The following is a 15,855-nucleotide window of genomic DNA, read 5'->3' on the forward strand; positions in this document are numbered from 1 at the left end:
TAACCTCGTTTAACTTCGTTTAGTCGCTTCGTATTGACTTTTAGTGTCCTTTGATTGCACCCTACTTGCACCCCAATATTTTAATGGTGCAAATTCATGGGAACAGTCACTAAGCGACAAACAAAAGACGGCACAACCCGGTATAGAGCTCAAGTCCGTGTACAACGTCAAGGCTACCCTGAATTCAAACAATCAAAAACCTTCAGCAAAAAATCATTAGCTGAGGACTGGATCAAACGCACGGAAGCAGAAATCGAATTGCACCCTGAAAAAATGTTGAATCCGGCGGTGCAAATAAAGCACAAAACGCTCAGGGAGTTCATTTTTCAGTATTTGGAAGAAGCAGACAGCTTTGCCAGGACAAAAACAGGAGCACTACAGCACATCGCTAGTTTAGATATTTCTGAGAAGAATATCTATTCTTTAACACGACAAGACTTTTCTGATTATGCAATTATGCGAAGAAAAGGCGATCCAGTTAAAGGAACTGATGGTGTCGCACCTGCCACCATCTTAAAGGACTTAAGCCATATCAAAGCTGTCATCGTTCATGCAGAGTTTGTATGGGGCGAACCCTTAGAGACTGTACTAATTGAATTTGAAAAAGCCATGATTGGTTTACAGAAGTCTAGAATTGTGACTCGATCCAAGCAGCGTGATCGCTTACCAACAGCCGAAGAACTTCAAATGCTGACCAACTATTTCTATAAAAGCTGGAAACGGGTCAAGAATTCAACACCGATGCATCTGATCATGTGGTTTGCTCTCTACACTGCCCGCCGTGAAGATGAGCTGTGTTCATTGCGCCTGGATGATTACGATGACCTAAATAGTCAGTGGTTAGTCAGAGATGCTAAGAATCCGAATGGATCCTTAGGTAATCATAAATATGCCCACATGGAACCAAGGGCCATCAATATGATTGACGAGTTCATGAAGCTAGAAGTCCGAGATCGAATGCTTGCCTTGGGATATGACAAGAATCTTTTAATACCAGTGAATACGCGTACCGTGTCGACTTACTTTACCCGGGCATGTAATGCATGTGGTATTAGTGATTTGCGCTTCCATGATTTACGCCATGAAGCCGCGACCCGTTATGCAGAAGATGGCTTTACCATTCCTCAGCTACAGACTATCACTCTTCATGAATCGTGGAATACCCTTAAGCGATATGTGAATCTTAAAAAACGCGGTACCCGATTGGAGTTTGAGGAAGCGATCCGTGTTGCAGAAGATAACTATAATAGTTATTACAAGGAATGGAGTAAGAAACAGCGCTACATGGCATTGGTTGATAAAGATGATGCCTTTGAAGATGAAGGTATAATTAATGTTGAGTTTGATTTCATTAAAAAGCACCTGGATGTATTCATTGAGATTCACCAAAACAATAAATACTTTAAGCGACTGCATGTAAATAAGCTAAACAGCAATAATCCATTCGCCTGGGATAATTCTAATAGTCGATTTGTGGCTCATGATATTCAATTAGCTTGGGAAGACTGGTTTACTGAGAATGGAAAGGTAGATTGGGATGAATTACCGGAAGGAAGTACGCATTTTGGAATTAGGGATCTTACCCTGGTGAAGAAACTTAAAACTCGTACTTATGTGTGGGAAGCATCTATTCAAGGCTGGATAGATAGTTTTGGACAGTATTTGATTGATGATAAGCATGTCGAGAAATAAAAATGATGCAGGATTGGGCTGATATTGTGGATGGGTGGAAGGAGTAAAAATGATCTCTATTTTGAATAAAGTGCATAATTTAAAGAAGAGTAATTGTTAAAAATGAGCAATATCATAAAATTTAAAAGGCGCCGAGTATCTCAAGGGATTATCCTTTCAGGGACAACAGCTAATAATGAAAACGGTATAGTTGCTAAAGACTTAAGTAGGCAGGATTTAATGTTTTATGGGTTATATTGGGATAATATAATCTTGACTCAAATCCCTTATATAGATTGCTCTGATGAAGTTGTTAATGAGTTTAAAAGCAATGGTGTTATTGATTTTTATAGGAATGCTCCTCCGGAATCAATGCATAGTTCCCAGTTTCAGCGCTTAGCCTTGGAATCTCTTATTGCTTGTCAAAGTGTAAAAAAACAGACCAAAGACTCTGACTGGATTATTTATAATAATGTTGCTGCTGGATTTAATAGCATTGAATCGGATGATCTACTGGAACAAGATTCAATTAGGATTGAGATAGCAAAATGTCTGCCGTATCCAAGTACTTATGTTCCTATAGATGTATTAAGGAGATTTAGGGAAGATCATATTGAGCAGCTAGACAATCTTCATTATACAAAATACAAACTTTTTAGGACTATCTCTGCCTTTGATGATAAAGACCGGCGTGCTTTATCTCGCCAAAATGAAATTATTCAATTCGATAAAGCTGTGACTGAGTATCAGGAAGTTTTTGCTTCAAGATTTCCATCATATTCACTTAAACCCATAATTAGTGATATCAAAAGCAATAGGCCTAAATTATGGGAAGCTAGTACCGCAATCGGGGATATGATGTTAAGTGGTGGCACTTTGTCTGGCGCGTACTTGGTAGGAAAAACACTTTTCAATATGCTGGGATCAAAACAGAAGATTCATGAAGCTAAACAGAATTCACCGCAATTCCATTTTATTTCCTCTGCAATAGACAAAGGGATAATTCTTCAAAAAATAAGGGACAATTAAAGAGCCTTAATATATACCCCCCATATTCACATTCACATTCGTCGTAATTGAATGAGCTGTGCAGCCCTCAAATGAGGGCCTTCACAATAGCGCCATGACGGGCCTTACAGTCGTTATATTTAGCCACGGTATCAACACCCCATCGCAGCCACGCCTCACCAGAATTGCTTTCAATGGTCTTTATGTTTGGACATGGTTGCTTAAGATTTACCGGAACTGTTGGCGTGATGTATCGCTTCGTTGAGCAGCCCGCGACCTGCGTCATCGCTGCAATTATTGCGATAGACATCACGGTAGACGATCCGATCCACTTCTTTAATGATGTACTCGGTTTTGGTTTGTAGCTCGGCTTTATCAGTTTCATAATCTTCACTCGCTTCGATTGCGTCTGCTTGCTGTTGATCCATTGCATCACGGTGCTGCTTTTCCAGTTTAGCGATGCGGTCGCTGCATAGAATGTCTGCTTTTTTAATCTTCCCAGACAAATGATTGGTATATGCAATCTGCCCTACCCATAAAAAGAAAAAGACCGCAATTGCGATCCAGTATTTGAATTTCCATAAGGCTATGAGTATTGGCATTAGAATTCCTCCACTGGCAGTAAATCAACGGTTTGGCCAGCTAAACTGTGATTGCAATCAGATAAGAACTGAATTTTCCCATCAGTGATAAATGAGTGGCATTGGCTTGGATGACCTTGATTTACCATCAATGACGGTGTGAATGTCGGCTTTTCTAAATTGCCATTAAAACCCCACCGGATACGATGCTGCTCACCAACATGGATGGGGTGTAAGGTTTTACATCCCGGACACTCAATGAAATAAATCCCATTTGATTCAAGCAAAACATTACTTACTTTTTTAAATTCAGCCATTATTGCGCCCCTATACATTTTTGATGACGTTCAACCTGCCGGGTCCATACCCCATAGCAATTGTTAGAGCGAATACTGCAGTCACGCTTGGCCACATACTTCCATTTCAAAAGTGACTTGCACGCCTGGACATATTCACGTGCTTTTAGATGGCGAAGCATTGAAGATCCAGACCAGGCACCAGTGCCGTACTGATACGTGAAATCCAGATACAGGTCATATTCAGGCTGTGAAATTGGAGTATTCAAAATGGTTTTATTGAACCGTTGTGCATCTTTATCCATGTGCAGTTTGAGATATTGAAGTGCAGTTTTGCGATCAATCGCCGGATCTGACAATTTGACGCGCACACCATTTGGATAAACCGTGGTGCCGTGGCCAATGGTTGGCACGTCGCCTTTGACTGGAATAACCGGCTTTGATGTATAACCTTCTTTTTGTGCTGTTGCTTGAACTTGCTCATCGCTAGGACCAGTAATCATTTTTTGACCACCAACCCCCATAGCTAGAATCAATGATGAACCAATCACATAATATTTAGTCTTGTTTTGCATCCCATTGCCCTCGCAATTTAGCAATTTTCAGTTCATGTTCTTCTTGCTCACGTTGATCTTTACGTTTTTGAAATTGCTTGTTTGATAAGTAGTTTGCAAAACTAATCGCAAGACCGGCCAAACCTATCGAAACACCAATTAAAAAACCCCAGTCCCAAGTAGCAAGCCAGGAAATAATTGTGATTCCAGTGCCTGCAGTGGTTGCTACTGGTCCCGAAGCATCTGCCATTTGTGTCGCATCAGCCATTGTGCCCCCTAAATTTTGGTAATAAAAAAGCACCCGAAGGTGCTGTTGTTTGGTTAAGTTTAGACTTCTATTTCTGAATGCTGTCCAGTAGGTGCTGGCCTTAGGATCACTTGGTTTGAAATGAATACTCTAGTACCTAAATTGTAGGCTGTACCGGACGTACATAGTACCGGACCAGATCCACCGTCAATCTGCACCCGATACTCTGGGTGCTTAACCGAGGTGATGGTACCGATATATTCCGCATGGGTGGGATTAAGCAGCTTTCGTAATTCAAATAGAGGATTCGTCACGGCTGATACGCTCCACGGTAATAGTTTCATTGACCTTGTTATGCGAGAAACTGCCACTCACCCCATCAATTACGCCCCACCACTGGCCATTAAAAGCAATCGTTTTACCCGGTAGCATCTCGCCAATTTCTTGGCTGACCGGAATATCTGAGAAAGTGTGCAGCTCCTGAATATTGGCTTTGACCAGTTCATTTTTGCCGAAACTCGCACCCGATACCACATTAAACAATGGACCAGTGACCGTCTCTAACGGTACATCACCCGAAGTGCCGCGCTGCTGTACTTTCAGACTTTCACCGCTACGGCTATTCACTACGGTGATGGCATTAAAGTCAGCGATATATTCATCGTTCTGTTTGATGCTCTGCTGCATCACCAAACTTTCAGACAGTAAAATATCGTAGTCATCAACTGTCATCGCATCCCAGTAACCTTTCTGGTACCGTGGCAAAATAGTCAGTGTATTACCGGCTTTCTGGCTATAGATAAAGCCACCACCTGCATCAACGATCTGCTTGATTGCATCGATGGGTGCCAGTTCTGCATAACTCAGGCTTTCAACCGGTACAATCCAGCCCAATTCCTCAATTAGCTTCCAGTCGAGGTTGGTACCACTATTCGCTCGATCCAATTCTGCTTGCACCAGTTGCACGGATGTTCGCTCGTTATCTTGAATAAATGAGCGTGAAGGCCCATATTTATCAGAATTTAGAGCTGTAACACTTCGACCAGGATAAGTGTATAAAACACTGGCAAAGCGTCGGGTCTCTTCTGGATCTTCCAGCAGAATATGATGCTCGAACCCATTGATCATAACTTTGAGAATCACTGGCTGACTGTTAATCGGCTGCAGCTTATCTTTTTCAGTGTGAGCTACAGTGATTGAATAGGTCCAGCACCATTGAGACCGACTGGTACTATAGGTGCCATCCATGACTTTAATCTTCTCGCCGGTATCTAATCGCTCGGCTGTTAATGTATTCACGATATACCACCAGTTCCTGTTCGGCAGTGCTGGAATACAGTCATCTGCACCAAAATTTAAAACAACATTGTGTGAATCAACATCATGACAGAGACAAATAAAGTTTAAATCTGTACTACCCTGATATGGCTGAGGTTCAGGCTTTGGCCAAGGCACAACCGGATGCTTGCGGTAATGAATCGCTTTGGCTTTATCCCATGGCAAATATGACTTGGTGACAATCTCAAGGCCTTTATCCCACTCAAATGAGAATCGCTTTTCAAAGACATCGGCGACTTCATGCGAATAAGTAAAAGTCTTGCGCAGGCGGATCATCTCCTGCCAGACGGTTTCACGGTTATGACGCAGCTTGATAGTTTCTTCATGCATATATCGCTGATGAATAAAGCGTTTATCACCTTCTTCCCAGATCATATAAGCATCAGAACTTAAACCGGTTGCTTGCTCATGGATGGATCTAATCGCCCGGGTTAATGATCCTGCCTGCTCATACTGAATATTTGCCTGATTAGAAATCACCAAACCCCGATCATAAAAAAGAGCCTCATTTGAGACTCTTAAGGTTGGTTTGGCCCACGGTATTTCTGTCGTACTTAAGGCTGCTATCGCTTTCTGGTAGCGCATATCAAAACCATAAGACACCCCGACCAGATGGTTGATATCGAATAGCGCTTGGAATTGGGCATTAAATCCAGTTTGAACCACAGCATCCACTGCACAATACTGATCAATTCTGACTGCAGATAATTCAGTTATAAAGCCGGTTTGCAGCTGTACATTTAGCTGAGCCATCTGGCCTGTAACCGCACTGAATTCCGCATTAAACCCGGTATTGATCCGTGCATCCAATACATCATTGCTGTAGCTGACTGCCTTAAACTCAGCAATGACTATTGTGCTGATTACAGAATCGAGAGAAGCAAGATTTTGAACATCACCACCGAAGTTAAGATCGGTAGAGCCTGTGACGGGATCTTTAAAGTTAAGATTTACCTGGTGGCCATCGGGTGGAATATAGTTCGACACATGTCCACCTCATTTATGTTGATGGTCGTAGGATCAGTGAATTCATCATGAGTGTGCTGCCCAGCACCAGATCAGGATTGGCCAATATGATATCGGATCCAACTGCAAAGTCAGCAACTGCTTTCCCTTCACCGTTAAATAAACGTGCCCAAACCGCGGTACCTGATTTGATAACTGTCGCTGCGTCCGTCTGATTCAACTCTATGTGATCAGTATGCACCTGTTTGATTGAGGGCTTAGGCAGCGTCAATGTCACCAGTCTGGCGCTATTATTTGGAGCTACACTGACGTTTACAGGCTTCTCATCTTCATAAAAAACAAAGGTAGCATTTGCGCTACCTTGATCTAAAAAGTTGGCCAGCGCCTGAAGTTGAGCCAGTCCTGCAGCTAAAGAGGTTTGAATCATTTTGCCACTACCCCATCACTGATTACTGCGTTATATTTACGATTTGGATCAAGTGCAACTACAAAGCACTCAAGCCCTATCGCTAGATTCCGAATCGCATATTGACCGTTTTTATCCGAGTGGGTGTGCCAGATTTTATTGCCGGTTTCACGCTGATAAGCAGTGACCTGAACTCGCGGGAAAGTATTTCCAACTTTTTTGGTTAAACCCTTTATTTTTCCAAAACCATGAACAGGTAGCGTCGGGGGAGATAAGCGCAATCGCCTAACCTCTTGCCCTCTGAACAGTTTAATTCTCATAACACTGGCTCCATTGGCATAATCACATGCGCCTGAGTACCAGCACTTACAGAATTGGCTACATACGCATGAAGAATCTTATTGCTGTAGTCCGCTTCCTCTAGTATGCGCGGCATATCCGCAGTTCCCGTACCAACTAAATTCACACTGGCCTTAAGGTTCAGTTTATAGATGCCTTTTGCAACCCCAAGAAACTGCCTTGTAGATTTCTCATATAAAGGCAATGGTTGGGCGGCCAACGTGCCTATACTATCGAGAAAACTAGATAAACTATTCTCCGCAGCAGCAGCATACCAAAGAAAGTTTGTGTTACTAGAACCATCAATAACCTCAACTTGACCAATAAAACCTCGCTGGTTAGTTAAGTACGTCGGGGATAAAACATTCGTTGTATGGGGGCTGCCGAAATACCCGCCTATTACAAGCGGATAATCAAGTTGATCATAAGATAGAACGCTCACCGGGAATACACCGCAAAAATTCCCTCTATTTGAACCAACCGACATATTATAAGTAAAACCAACGTGATAAAGACTGCCGATTACATACCCATCACCATAGGTTGATGCGCCCTGCGAATATGTCCAGTTGGCGTGACTATCGTTATTAATATTTGATCTAAAATCCCATACCAAGTCACTATTGGCATCAGCACGAGCAGCGTTTGCAGTATATGCAAATGGATCAGTGATAACACCTGTGGCTTCATTAGCAGTCTTACCTACACAGACAGCAATACCGTGTCGTGCATTTGTGAGCGTTTGAAATACTAGGCGCAAGTACAAATCACTATTATCTTTGTGCTTTAGTTTATACAGGTGGATGTGGTTCGCCACCTCATACACCAATTCCCATCCTAAGGGTGCAACACGTGTGGCAAAACCGCCTGCAATTGATAGTGGTGCATCATCAATAGTCATTGTCACGGTATTGGTTGTGACAGAATCAATGTGAAACTCACCATTGTTAATTGCTGCCAGATTACCACTATCAATTTTTAAAACACGATCTGCAACATAGCCATGCGAACCACCATAAGTCAGTGTGACTTGATTGCCAGATACCGTGACATTAGAAACGGTCTGTACATTATAGCCTTGCACAAACATACGCTTGAAACGATCCGGGAAAAGTGCGCGTGACCCTGTAGATATATCGATACCGACATCTGAGAAAGCAAATAATTTAGTTTGCGTCTGCTTCATTGCCATTTTTATTCACCCACAAAAAAGACCGCAAACAGCGGTCACATTGATTTTAATTTGAATTTTAAACAACGCGGTCAATATCACCGCGTAGCATGATCTGGAATTGATCTGACAGCACCGCTGGCTCTGACTGTTTCACTGTACGAATCACCCATACCGGGAAGTTTGCAGCAACTGTATTAAAGCGCAAGACATTGCCATTGGCCCAACCTGTACCCCAACCTTCTTTTTTAATGGTGAAGTACGGCACACCAGTCACTGGATTAACCGGCGCATAGTCAGCATTAGTCGAGCCTGTTAACGTTAATCGTCCTGTGTATTCACCCACACAATAGAAGTTCTCCGGACTGGTGAAAACAACTGCCCAGCGCTCTTGAATCGCACCCTTGTTTGTGACTTGCAGCGGATACAGTGAATCATTGTAGTTAGCAGAAATCCCCGATCCTGTTGGCTCATCATTCCAGACACTACTCCAGGCTTGCTGCACAAACTTACGGGTATAACGCGCTTGCATATCACCAATAACTAAAGCAGAACCCACAATGGTATCTACTGAATCATAGTTATGAGTCAAGGGCTTGGTGAAGGTTAGCTGACCATTGATCTGCACATCACGAATTAAACCCATATCCTGATAACGATATTTCACTGCCAGTGGTGCAACCAGATTACCCAGCAAAAAGTCACCACCCAACGTCACACGGCCATAATCATAATCAACGGTGTACAAATCGAAAGCTACTTTCGTTCCGTTAGCATCTTCAAGCTCAGCCCATGAAATACGCTGATCGTTCAGGTCATATGTGGTCCCTGCAATTGCACTTGGCAACTCTTGCGCTTTACTTGAGCTGACAATACCAATACCACCCACCCGAAAGATTGGCACCCGGCCATCAATCGGCAAACGAGTTGCTGATAGGCCTAAAATTTCAGAATCCAGTGGAATATACGTATAAGCGACTGCGTTATAGCGTACGGATGAAGCATCAACCCAGACCGGCACATTGATATAAGTATCGACTCCCTCCTGATATTCCAGCAGCGGGTCATACCAATCATTTGCTTCAATGTCTGCTCGGTTGGTTTCGGTGATTTTGGTTTTGGTATAAAAGTAAATCGTGACAAAGCCATTATCCCAATTGACCTGACCATGCGCACGACTGGTTTCAATCACACCGTTTTCATCAGCAGTCAGTGTGAGTTGACCGTATTCAAGCGATGTCACGATAATAGTCATTGACTGTGGGCGAACTGGGATAATTGGTGTTCTAAAGCTGATTTTATTAATTGGTGGTAAATCGGTCGTAGTAATTAGCGACTCAAGTGTCAGTGAATTGGCTTGCCCTGGTGTCCATGAGCTCAGTTCAATCTCACCAGTGCCAAGTCGAATTAAACCCGATTGAATACCACTACCATTGCTCGGATTGATATCACGATAAATCAAACCATCTCTATCAATGAAGGTGCTGTCACCGAGTTTAAAGCGAACCGATCCAGATAAAATCTGCTCACTAAAGCCATAGGTGAGATCAAATTTCATTGCATCTGCTTGCACAGTTTCGGTTGAGCTATTGGTACCCGATGTGTCTCGATAATGCGCCTTAATCCCAGTAGTTTCGCTATAGGCTTTATATGTTGTACTTGAAAGCACCACATTACTTGGTTGCGACTGATAAATTGTCATAATTTCACCTATTATGCTGAAACATAGCCAACCCACGGGTTGACTTGCATTTTGTATTGCGTTACAGCGGTTCCGGTTACTGATGGGATTGCTGATGAGGACCCAGAACTGCTACTAGAGCCAATTTTAACGGTCGCGGTAGTTGCGCTATTTACCGGTGGCTTAGCTACTTCTTTTTCATAGAAGTAGCCAGTGACAATACTTGGAGTCATTACCACAGCGCCTGTTGTGTAATTTATTGTGCCCTGCGTGGCACCAAAGCCATCTTTCAGATTTCCGAGCCCATCATCAATAACAACTAGTGTGACCTGATCACCTAAATTTGATGTTAACGGGATTTCTAGCATCACAGAGTTTGGCTGTAATGCATTGCCGGTTCCTACGGTAAAATTGATCTGTTGACTTGCGTTTGGAATAACTGGCGGTACCGCCTGCTCTTTCTTGTCTCCATAATCGTAAGTGATGGTGAATATTGTGCCTTTTTGCGGCAACTCATTCGGTATGATTTCACCAATACCCAGAGCGCTATTCACAAAACCAGTTGCATCACCAGTTAAATTTCCCATTGCATTCGATGTTGCTGACTTGGCCACACCATTTAGCATCCAGCTGATCGTCAGGCTATTTGCTGCCACTGCCTGATGATCCAGTTCAAATGGAATTTTTGCAGGCAGCACAGGTAAATCAGCTCGTTGATAGGTTGCAATCGGTGTACCCCAGTTCAGCAGGATCGGTGTGTCTACATCCGGCAAAGCACCTGTGGTGAGTAACCAAGAGCCAGTTTCGTAATTGATCATGCCCGAACCAAAAGATGGACTGGCAGCCTTTAACTGGCCTGAACCATCATCTTTAAGCTCATAGAACTTGCCCTGCGACATGTATGAAATCGAAAGTGCACCAGGTGCAGGAATTGGAATTAAAACTCCGGTCCAGTTGGTGCTTTGGTTATTTTGAGTCACCGGAATGGCATGACTCTGGTAATACTGATTCGGTGCAGCTGCTGGTTTAAAAGTAATATTCAAACTTACGGTGCCTGTTGGTGCTGATGCGGTCCATTGAATTAAGCCACGCTGATAATCAATCGTTCCGACTTGAGTACCTTGAGTATTTTTCAGCAGGCCACCCTGATCGGTGATCTGTTGGCCTTGCAATGTGAATGACACACTGGAAGGAATCACTGCTGAACCGATATAGAGGTTCTGACTGACACCAACATTCATGCCGGGATAGTTGACCGTGATGGTACCTTCATTACCTGCAACTAGCACCACGCTTTCACCAGCCGCGTTCACATCAATGATCGGTGTTTCGGTCTGAGCTGATGGAATCAACTGAGCAAAGATGCTTTTGGCATTTACCGTAAATTCGCCCACATTCGCATCAGAAGCCAACGCTGTGGATGAGTAATACAGGCCGGTATCAGCGACCAGGGTATCGCGGATAATGGTTTTTGATGCCTGCAATTCATACCATTGTTTTGCGGATAGCCCCACAAAGTCTGTTTCCAGTGGGTCGTTGATAGCGTAGGTTGCGACCTTATATTCAATTTCTTCTTTATCAATCACCATCTTGGCAATGCGTGTCTCTACTTTAGTGATCCGCACATACTGCTCGCGCTCCAAGGTTTTACCTTCATCCGAAATCAATACAATAGTATCGCCTACCGATGCCTCAACTTCCTGTGGCCACATCACGACCTGCAGTGATGACATGCCCTGCCAGTGTGTATCAAGAGGCGTACCGGCAATCTGTCCGCCTTTTGCCAGATAGTTTTCCACCCGGTTCTGGGCAGACTGGCGTTCATCGATCCAGTTTTTGGTGCTGAATAGCAGTGCGGAGACGTTTGGATCTGCAGGCAGCTCAGATACAAAGACCGTTGCACCCATCAATAAATCAGTGTCTTCAGTGGTAACCGCCGGAAAGACTTTACGCATGGAGACATCACCCATGGTTCGATCCATCTCGGACACATCATTGAACAGGTTGTTGCTAATGCCATCCTGAACCACTACACCAGAATATTTACCGCCACCGTCCGTGTTATCAGTCAAGCGTTCAGACTTGTAAATCACTAAATCTTTAGTTTCAATCGCCATCGTTTAACTCCGTAAAGCGTAAGGTCACGTTGTAATAATCATCCAGTGATACAGCTGGAATTCCTTTCACTGGATCGGCTTCTAAAGCGCCATCCTGGTGGTTAAATTTGACAGTGAATTGCCGGCTGTCATGCGGCTGCTCAAACTGCAGTTTGAAATTCTCTCCCTGCAGCTTGGACCACTCCAGGACAGTCCGCAGTTCACGAAGCTTAATCCAGCCCATTTGTGGATCTGCCGGTTGCAAGGTAATTGGTCGACCAGACTTCTTTTTACCTTCCTGAATGATCAAAGTGCCATCCATGGTGTAGGTCTGACTTTGCTCAATGGCCTTCCATGAGAATTCATCAGGCCATAAAAAACCGTCCTCTAATGGGACGGTTTCTGATGTTGCTAAGCGAATAAGTTTCATGTTGAACCCTTAAGTGTTCCTAATTGTTTAAGGATCTGGGTTAATGGATTTACTTGATCAGCATTAACCTGAGCATCCACATATTGTCCATTACCTGCCTCGATCCGAATTGTGGTCTTTGGAGTAGAGTCAATATCCCTAACTGATGGTGCAGAAGGAATGGACGGCGCATAGTCATTCAGGTTACTGGAGCTAGTCTTGCCAACCGATGGACTCATATTTTTCAACATTAGATCAATATAGTCCTTGTTGTTTGCAGCCATTAGATTTACAGCTTTAAAGTCCACGGCGAATCCAGGAATATTCTTACCAGCCTCATACTGATATTGCATAAGCGCATTTTTACGAGTCGATGCAGACGCATTAAATAGCTCATTTGCTTTACGGTTGATTTCCTTTTCATCACTAAAGCCTTGCGAGCGCAATGCCTGCTTCACACCCTCAAGCGTATATTCAGTACGCGATTTTCGCCCCGCCATGCCTCGCTCAGTTACAGAATTAGCATTTACTGCTGCCATTGCTGCCTGTCGCGCTTCCTCCCATGCATCGCGTGTTGCATTACCACTGGCTACACCACGACGGCCTAGATCATCAAATCCGTCACCTGCATTTCCTGTGGCATTACGAACACGGTGTAAGCTTTCTTCCATGTCGTTACTAGCCCTAACTGTGGCCTTGCCAGTCTCACTTATTTCAACCTGTAAACCGTGACTTGCAGCTTTGGCTTGAACTGTTGCAATCTGAGCTTTATCTCCGGTTGAAATAGCAGCATTTAGCATCTGTATATAAGCCTGCTTAATGGCTTCAGCAGTTGCTTGACCGCTCTTGCTTACTACATCAAAATTTCGCTGAGCACTAATAGCAGCATCATTTAGCTGCTCTTTAGTTTTTATGCCAAGTGCTGCAAATGCAGCCTCCACAGGATTTAAGGCAGCTGGCAATTGTGCAGCTTTTTTCTCAATCAAACTTATGCCGAATGCAACCTGCTCACCAGTAATCAAACCTTGTTTCTCAAGTGCAATTAATGAGCTTTTTGCATAATCCAGTTCAGCACGAGTCTGAGCGGTGTCAATCGCCTTGTTAAGGTTGGATGCTAGAGCCAATCCAGTATCAATACCTTTTTGCTTATACTGATCAAGATTGCTGAGAATGATCTGAACATCATTGGTCGCGGATTGAAAGGCAAGTGAGAATTTACCCTGTAGCTGCTCTGTGCTTAAGCCTGTGCGCTCCAAAGCTGCTTTCATTACAGCTTCAGTGATTTGAGCATTCTTTTCCGCTTCCTTTGATGTTCCAGCAAAGGCTGCACGCGCATTAGTCTCAAAAACAAGTAAATCTTTGCCATCCAGCGCTTTTCTGAGACTTACTTGTAATTCGTCAGCTGTAATTTTACCCTGATCTTTCAGTGCGATCAGAGCTGTAATGGAGTCGTTAATCCCTTGAGTTGAGTCAAATTTCATGGCATTGGAAATTTTCTCCAATGCCTCTTTAGTTGGCTCGCCCTTTTTAATCAACTCATCAAATTCAGCAATTAATTTCTTGGATTCTTCAGTGAGCTGATAGGTCTTATCACGCGCTTTCTCTGCGGCGGCAGCAAATGAAGCTTTTACCTCAGCCGCAGCCTTGGTTCTGGCTTCATCTAAGGCCATTTGCTTTTCAAGCTCTTCGATGGCTTTGCCATAACCCATAAGCTTGGCTGCACCTTCACCAATGGCTGTTCCAATTGGCTGGAACACTGTGGGAACCAAAACACCAAATGCCGTAACAGCAACCCCTAATGCTCCCAGTCGACTCACAAGAGTCATAATGGAACCACCTGTCGCAGCTGCTGATGTGGCTGCGGCTGTTGAACCTGCAGCTAACTGAGTTTTTGCGGTAGCAGCTGTTCGGGTTGCTGCGGCATTGGCGATTTGTGCTTGAGTATTGGCTACAACAGCTGTGGTTTCTTGTGCAATCGCTGTAGAAGCCACTCTAATTCCAGCTGCTTTGTCCAAGAACATCATGCCGATATTCAAGGCTTTGTAGGCAATAAATGCTTGCCCTGCTAATGTCAGCGTCGAGACAATTGTATCTAGGTTCTCGGCAACAAATTTAATTGCTTCTGCAACCTTGGCACTAGCCCCTGTTGCAGCATCCGCCTCACCAATATAAACCGTCCATGCAGTTTTAAGATTTTCAATTGATGCACCGATTGTTGTGGGGAATTTAGCGAATTCAGCACTAATTGCTTCGCTTTGGCTTAATAAAGCCTTTGTTACAACATCAGTTGTAAGCTTCCCCTCACCAGCCATTTCGCGCAATTTACCGGTGGTTACATCAAGCCCATCAGCCAACGCTTGAGCTAATCGTGGCGACTGCTCCATGATCGAGTTGAATTCATCACCGCGAAGCACACCTGAACCTAATGCTTGGTTAAGTTGAGTAATAGCTGCTTCATTGGATGCGGCAGATCCACCGCCCACCTGAATGGCTTTGTTAATTGTTTCAGTTAAAGAAAGCGCCTGTTCTTGCGGCCACTTCATCTCTTGGCCAATCTTGGTTAGTCGAGAATATAGATCACCAGTTGCGGTTAAATTAGAGTTGGTATTAATGGCAACATTTTTAACATCATCCATGGCTTTTTGTAGATTGCCATGCTCTCCAATTGCTATTGATAGACGACCAGATAGGTTTTTATACTCATCGGCAGTCTGTGCAATTTCCATTGCCGTGGTGCCAATACCAAGAGCAGCTAAAGCCCCGGTTAGGGCATTAAAGCCGGTTTTTAAGCCCTGCAACTCCCCTGACGCACCTTTTGAAGCCTGCTCTGTTTGTTGTAACTCTTGTGATGTTGCTTCTAATTCTTTATCAAGCTGCTTTACTTGTTGAGCTGTCTCTTGAGATTGGTTGCCAAGCTGATCTACCTCTTTTGTTGCACTATTGGTATCACCTACAACACTGGCTGATCCATTCTTAAGTGCTGCAAATGCATCCTTTGCTGCTTTCTCTGACTGATGCATATTGGAAACAAAAGCTTTTGTATCCGCATCCATCACCAGCTTAAATGTTAAATTCTTACCAGACATGCTGAC

The 15,855-nt window shown here is 43.7% G+C and carries 14 protein-coding genes and 1 pseudogene; 2 read left to right on the plus strand and 13 right to left on the minus strand.

The window, feature by feature from the left end:
* The first annotated feature begins 96 nt into the window (after positions 1-96).
* Together FTV29_RS04110 and FTV29_RS04115 are read left to right on the plus strand one after the other, a co-directional pair.
* Positions 97-1,692 (plus strand): tyrosine-type recombinase/integrase, encoded by a 1,596-nt coding sequence (locus FTV29_RS04110; protein ID WP_180075123.1) that lies wholly within the window; start codon positions 97-99, stop codon positions 1,690-1,692.
* A 102-nt stretch (positions 1,693-1,794) separates the two neighbouring features.
* Positions 1,795-2,700: a hypothetical protein gene (locus FTV29_RS04115; protein WP_180075124.1), complete on the plus strand. Its 906-nt coding sequence runs from the start codon at positions 1,795-1,797 to the stop codon at positions 2,698-2,700.
* A gap of 200 nt (positions 2,701-2,900) precedes the next feature.
* Here the strand turns inward: FTV29_RS04115 and FTV29_RS04120 are convergent, their stop codons facing one another.
* The 13 genes and pseudogenes from FTV29_RS04120 to FTV29_RS15095 form a co-directional block, all read right to left on the minus strand.
* Positions 2,901-3,281: a hypothetical protein gene (locus tag FTV29_RS04120; RefSeq protein ID WP_180075125.1), complete on the minus strand. Its 381-nt coding sequence runs from the start codon at positions 3,279-3,281 to the stop codon at positions 2,901-2,903.
* On the minus strand, positions 3,281-3,577 hold the full coding sequence (locus FTV29_RS04125) for a DUF6527 family protein (protein ID WP_180075126.1): 297 nt from the start codon (positions 3,575-3,577) through the stop codon (positions 3,281-3,283). Before FTV29_RS04125 ends, FTV29_RS04120 begins: the two co-directional genes overlap by 1 nt.
* Complete coding sequence (locus FTV29_RS04130; RefSeq protein ID WP_180075127.1) at positions 3,577-4,131, minus strand: glycoside hydrolase family protein; 555 nt, start codon at positions 4,129-4,131, stop codon at positions 3,577-3,579. Before FTV29_RS04130 ends, FTV29_RS04125 begins: the two co-directional genes overlap by 1 nt.
* The gene (locus FTV29_RS04135; RefSeq protein WP_180075128.1) at positions 4,115-4,378 is read right to left on the minus strand and encodes a hypothetical protein; all 264 of its coding nucleotides are present in this window, start codon (positions 4,376-4,378) and stop codon (positions 4,115-4,117) included. Before FTV29_RS04135 ends, FTV29_RS04130 begins: the two co-directional genes overlap by 17 nt.
* Positions 4,379-4,437: 59 nt before the next feature.
* The gene (locus FTV29_RS15090; RefSeq protein WP_081408798.1) at positions 4,438-4,671 is read right to left on the minus strand and encodes a hypothetical protein; all 234 of its coding nucleotides are present in this window, start codon (positions 4,669-4,671) and stop codon (positions 4,438-4,440) included.
* A complete protein-coding gene (locus tag FTV29_RS04140; RefSeq protein WP_180075129.1) occupies positions 4,652-6,682 on the minus strand; it encodes a hypothetical protein in 2,031 nt (676 codons plus the stop codon). The genes FTV29_RS15090 and FTV29_RS04140 overlap by 20 nt, the downstream gene beginning before the upstream one ends.
* Before the next feature lie 13 nt (positions 6,683-6,695).
* Positions 6,696-7,088, minus strand: coding sequence for a hypothetical protein (locus tag FTV29_RS04145; RefSeq protein WP_180075130.1), 393 nt, complete (start codon positions 7,086-7,088; stop codon positions 6,696-6,698).
* The gene (locus FTV29_RS04150) at positions 7,085-7,348 is read right to left on the minus strand and encodes a carboxypeptidase regulatory-like domain-containing protein (protein WP_180075131.1); all 264 of its coding nucleotides are present in this window, start codon (positions 7,346-7,348) and stop codon (positions 7,085-7,087) included. The genes FTV29_RS04145 and FTV29_RS04150 overlap by 4 nt, the downstream gene beginning before the upstream one ends.
* Before the next feature lie 35 nt (positions 7,349-7,383).
* Positions 7,384-8,598: a hypothetical protein gene (locus FTV29_RS04155; RefSeq protein ID WP_180075132.1), complete on the minus strand. Its 1,215-nt coding sequence runs from the start codon at positions 8,596-8,598 to the stop codon at positions 7,384-7,386.
* Positions 8,599-8,656: 58 nt separating this feature from the next.
* Positions 8,657-10,279 carry a hypothetical protein gene (locus FTV29_RS04160; protein WP_180075133.1) on the minus strand — a complete coding sequence of 541 codons (1,623 nt, stop codon included), beginning with the start codon at positions 10,277-10,279 and terminating at the stop codon, positions 8,657-8,659.
* Between the two features lie 694 nt (positions 10,280-10,973).
* A pseudogene (locus tag FTV29_RS04165) lies at positions 10,974-12,375 on the minus strand (hypothetical protein); the annotation flags it as partial.
* Positions 12,365-12,784, minus strand: coding sequence for a hypothetical protein (locus FTV29_RS04170; RefSeq protein WP_180075134.1), 420 nt, complete (start codon positions 12,782-12,784; stop codon positions 12,365-12,367). The pseudogene FTV29_RS04165 and the gene FTV29_RS04170, both read right to left, overlap by 11 nt.
* Positions 12,781-15,849: a tape measure protein gene (locus FTV29_RS15095; protein ID WP_257224446.1), complete on the minus strand. Its 3,069-nt coding sequence runs from the start codon at positions 15,847-15,849 to the stop codon at positions 12,781-12,783. The genes FTV29_RS04170 and FTV29_RS15095 overlap by 4 nt, the downstream gene beginning before the upstream one ends.
* Between the last annotated feature and the right edge of the window lie 6 nt (positions 15,850-15,855).

Origin of the sequence: Acinetobacter sp. YH12254 (assembly GCF_013417415.1) — a bacterium.
Lineage (GTDB): Bacteria > Pseudomonadota > Gammaproteobacteria > Pseudomonadales > Moraxellaceae > Acinetobacter > Acinetobacter pseudolwoffii.

Coding starts and splice junctions, on each gene's coding strand:
- FTV29_RS04155 (WP_180075132.1), bottom strand. CDS start 8,598: ATGGCAATGAAGCAGACGCAAACTAAATTATTTGCTTTCTCAGATGTC.
- FTV29_RS04120 (WP_180075125.1), bottom strand. CDS start 3,281: ATGCCAATACTCATAGCCTTATGGAAATTCAAATACTGGATCGCAATT.
- FTV29_RS04115 (WP_180075124.1), top strand. CDS start 1,795: ATGAGCAATATCATAAAATTTAAAAGGCGCCGAGTATCTCAAGGGATT.
- FTV29_RS04130 (WP_180075127.1), bottom strand. CDS start 4,131: ATGCAAAACAAGACTAAATATTATGTGATTGGTTCATCATTGATTCTA.
- FTV29_RS04125 (WP_180075126.1), bottom strand. CDS start 3,577: ATGGCTGAATTTAAAAAAGTAAGTAATGTTTTGCTTGAATCAAATGGG.
- FTV29_RS04160 (WP_180075133.1), bottom strand. CDS start 10,279: ATGACAATTTATCAGTCGCAACCAAGTAATGTGGTGCTTTCAAGTACA.
- FTV29_RS04135 (WP_180075128.1), bottom strand. CDS start 4,378: ATGGCTGATGCGACACAAATGGCAGATGCTTCGGGACCAGTAGCAACC.
- FTV29_RS15095 (WP_257224446.1), bottom strand. CDS start 15,849: ATGTCTGGTAAGAATTTAACATTTAAGCTGGTGATGGATGCGGATACA.
- FTV29_RS04145 (WP_180075130.1), bottom strand. CDS start 7,088: ATGATTCAAACCTCTTTAGCTGCAGGACTGGCTCAACTTCAGGCGCTG.
- FTV29_RS04110 (WP_180075123.1), top strand. CDS start 97: ATGGGAACAGTCACTAAGCGACAAACAAAAGACGGCACAACCCGGTAT.
- FTV29_RS04170 (WP_180075134.1), bottom strand. CDS start 12,784: ATGAAACTTATTCGCTTAGCAACATCAGAAACCGTCCCATTAGAGGAC.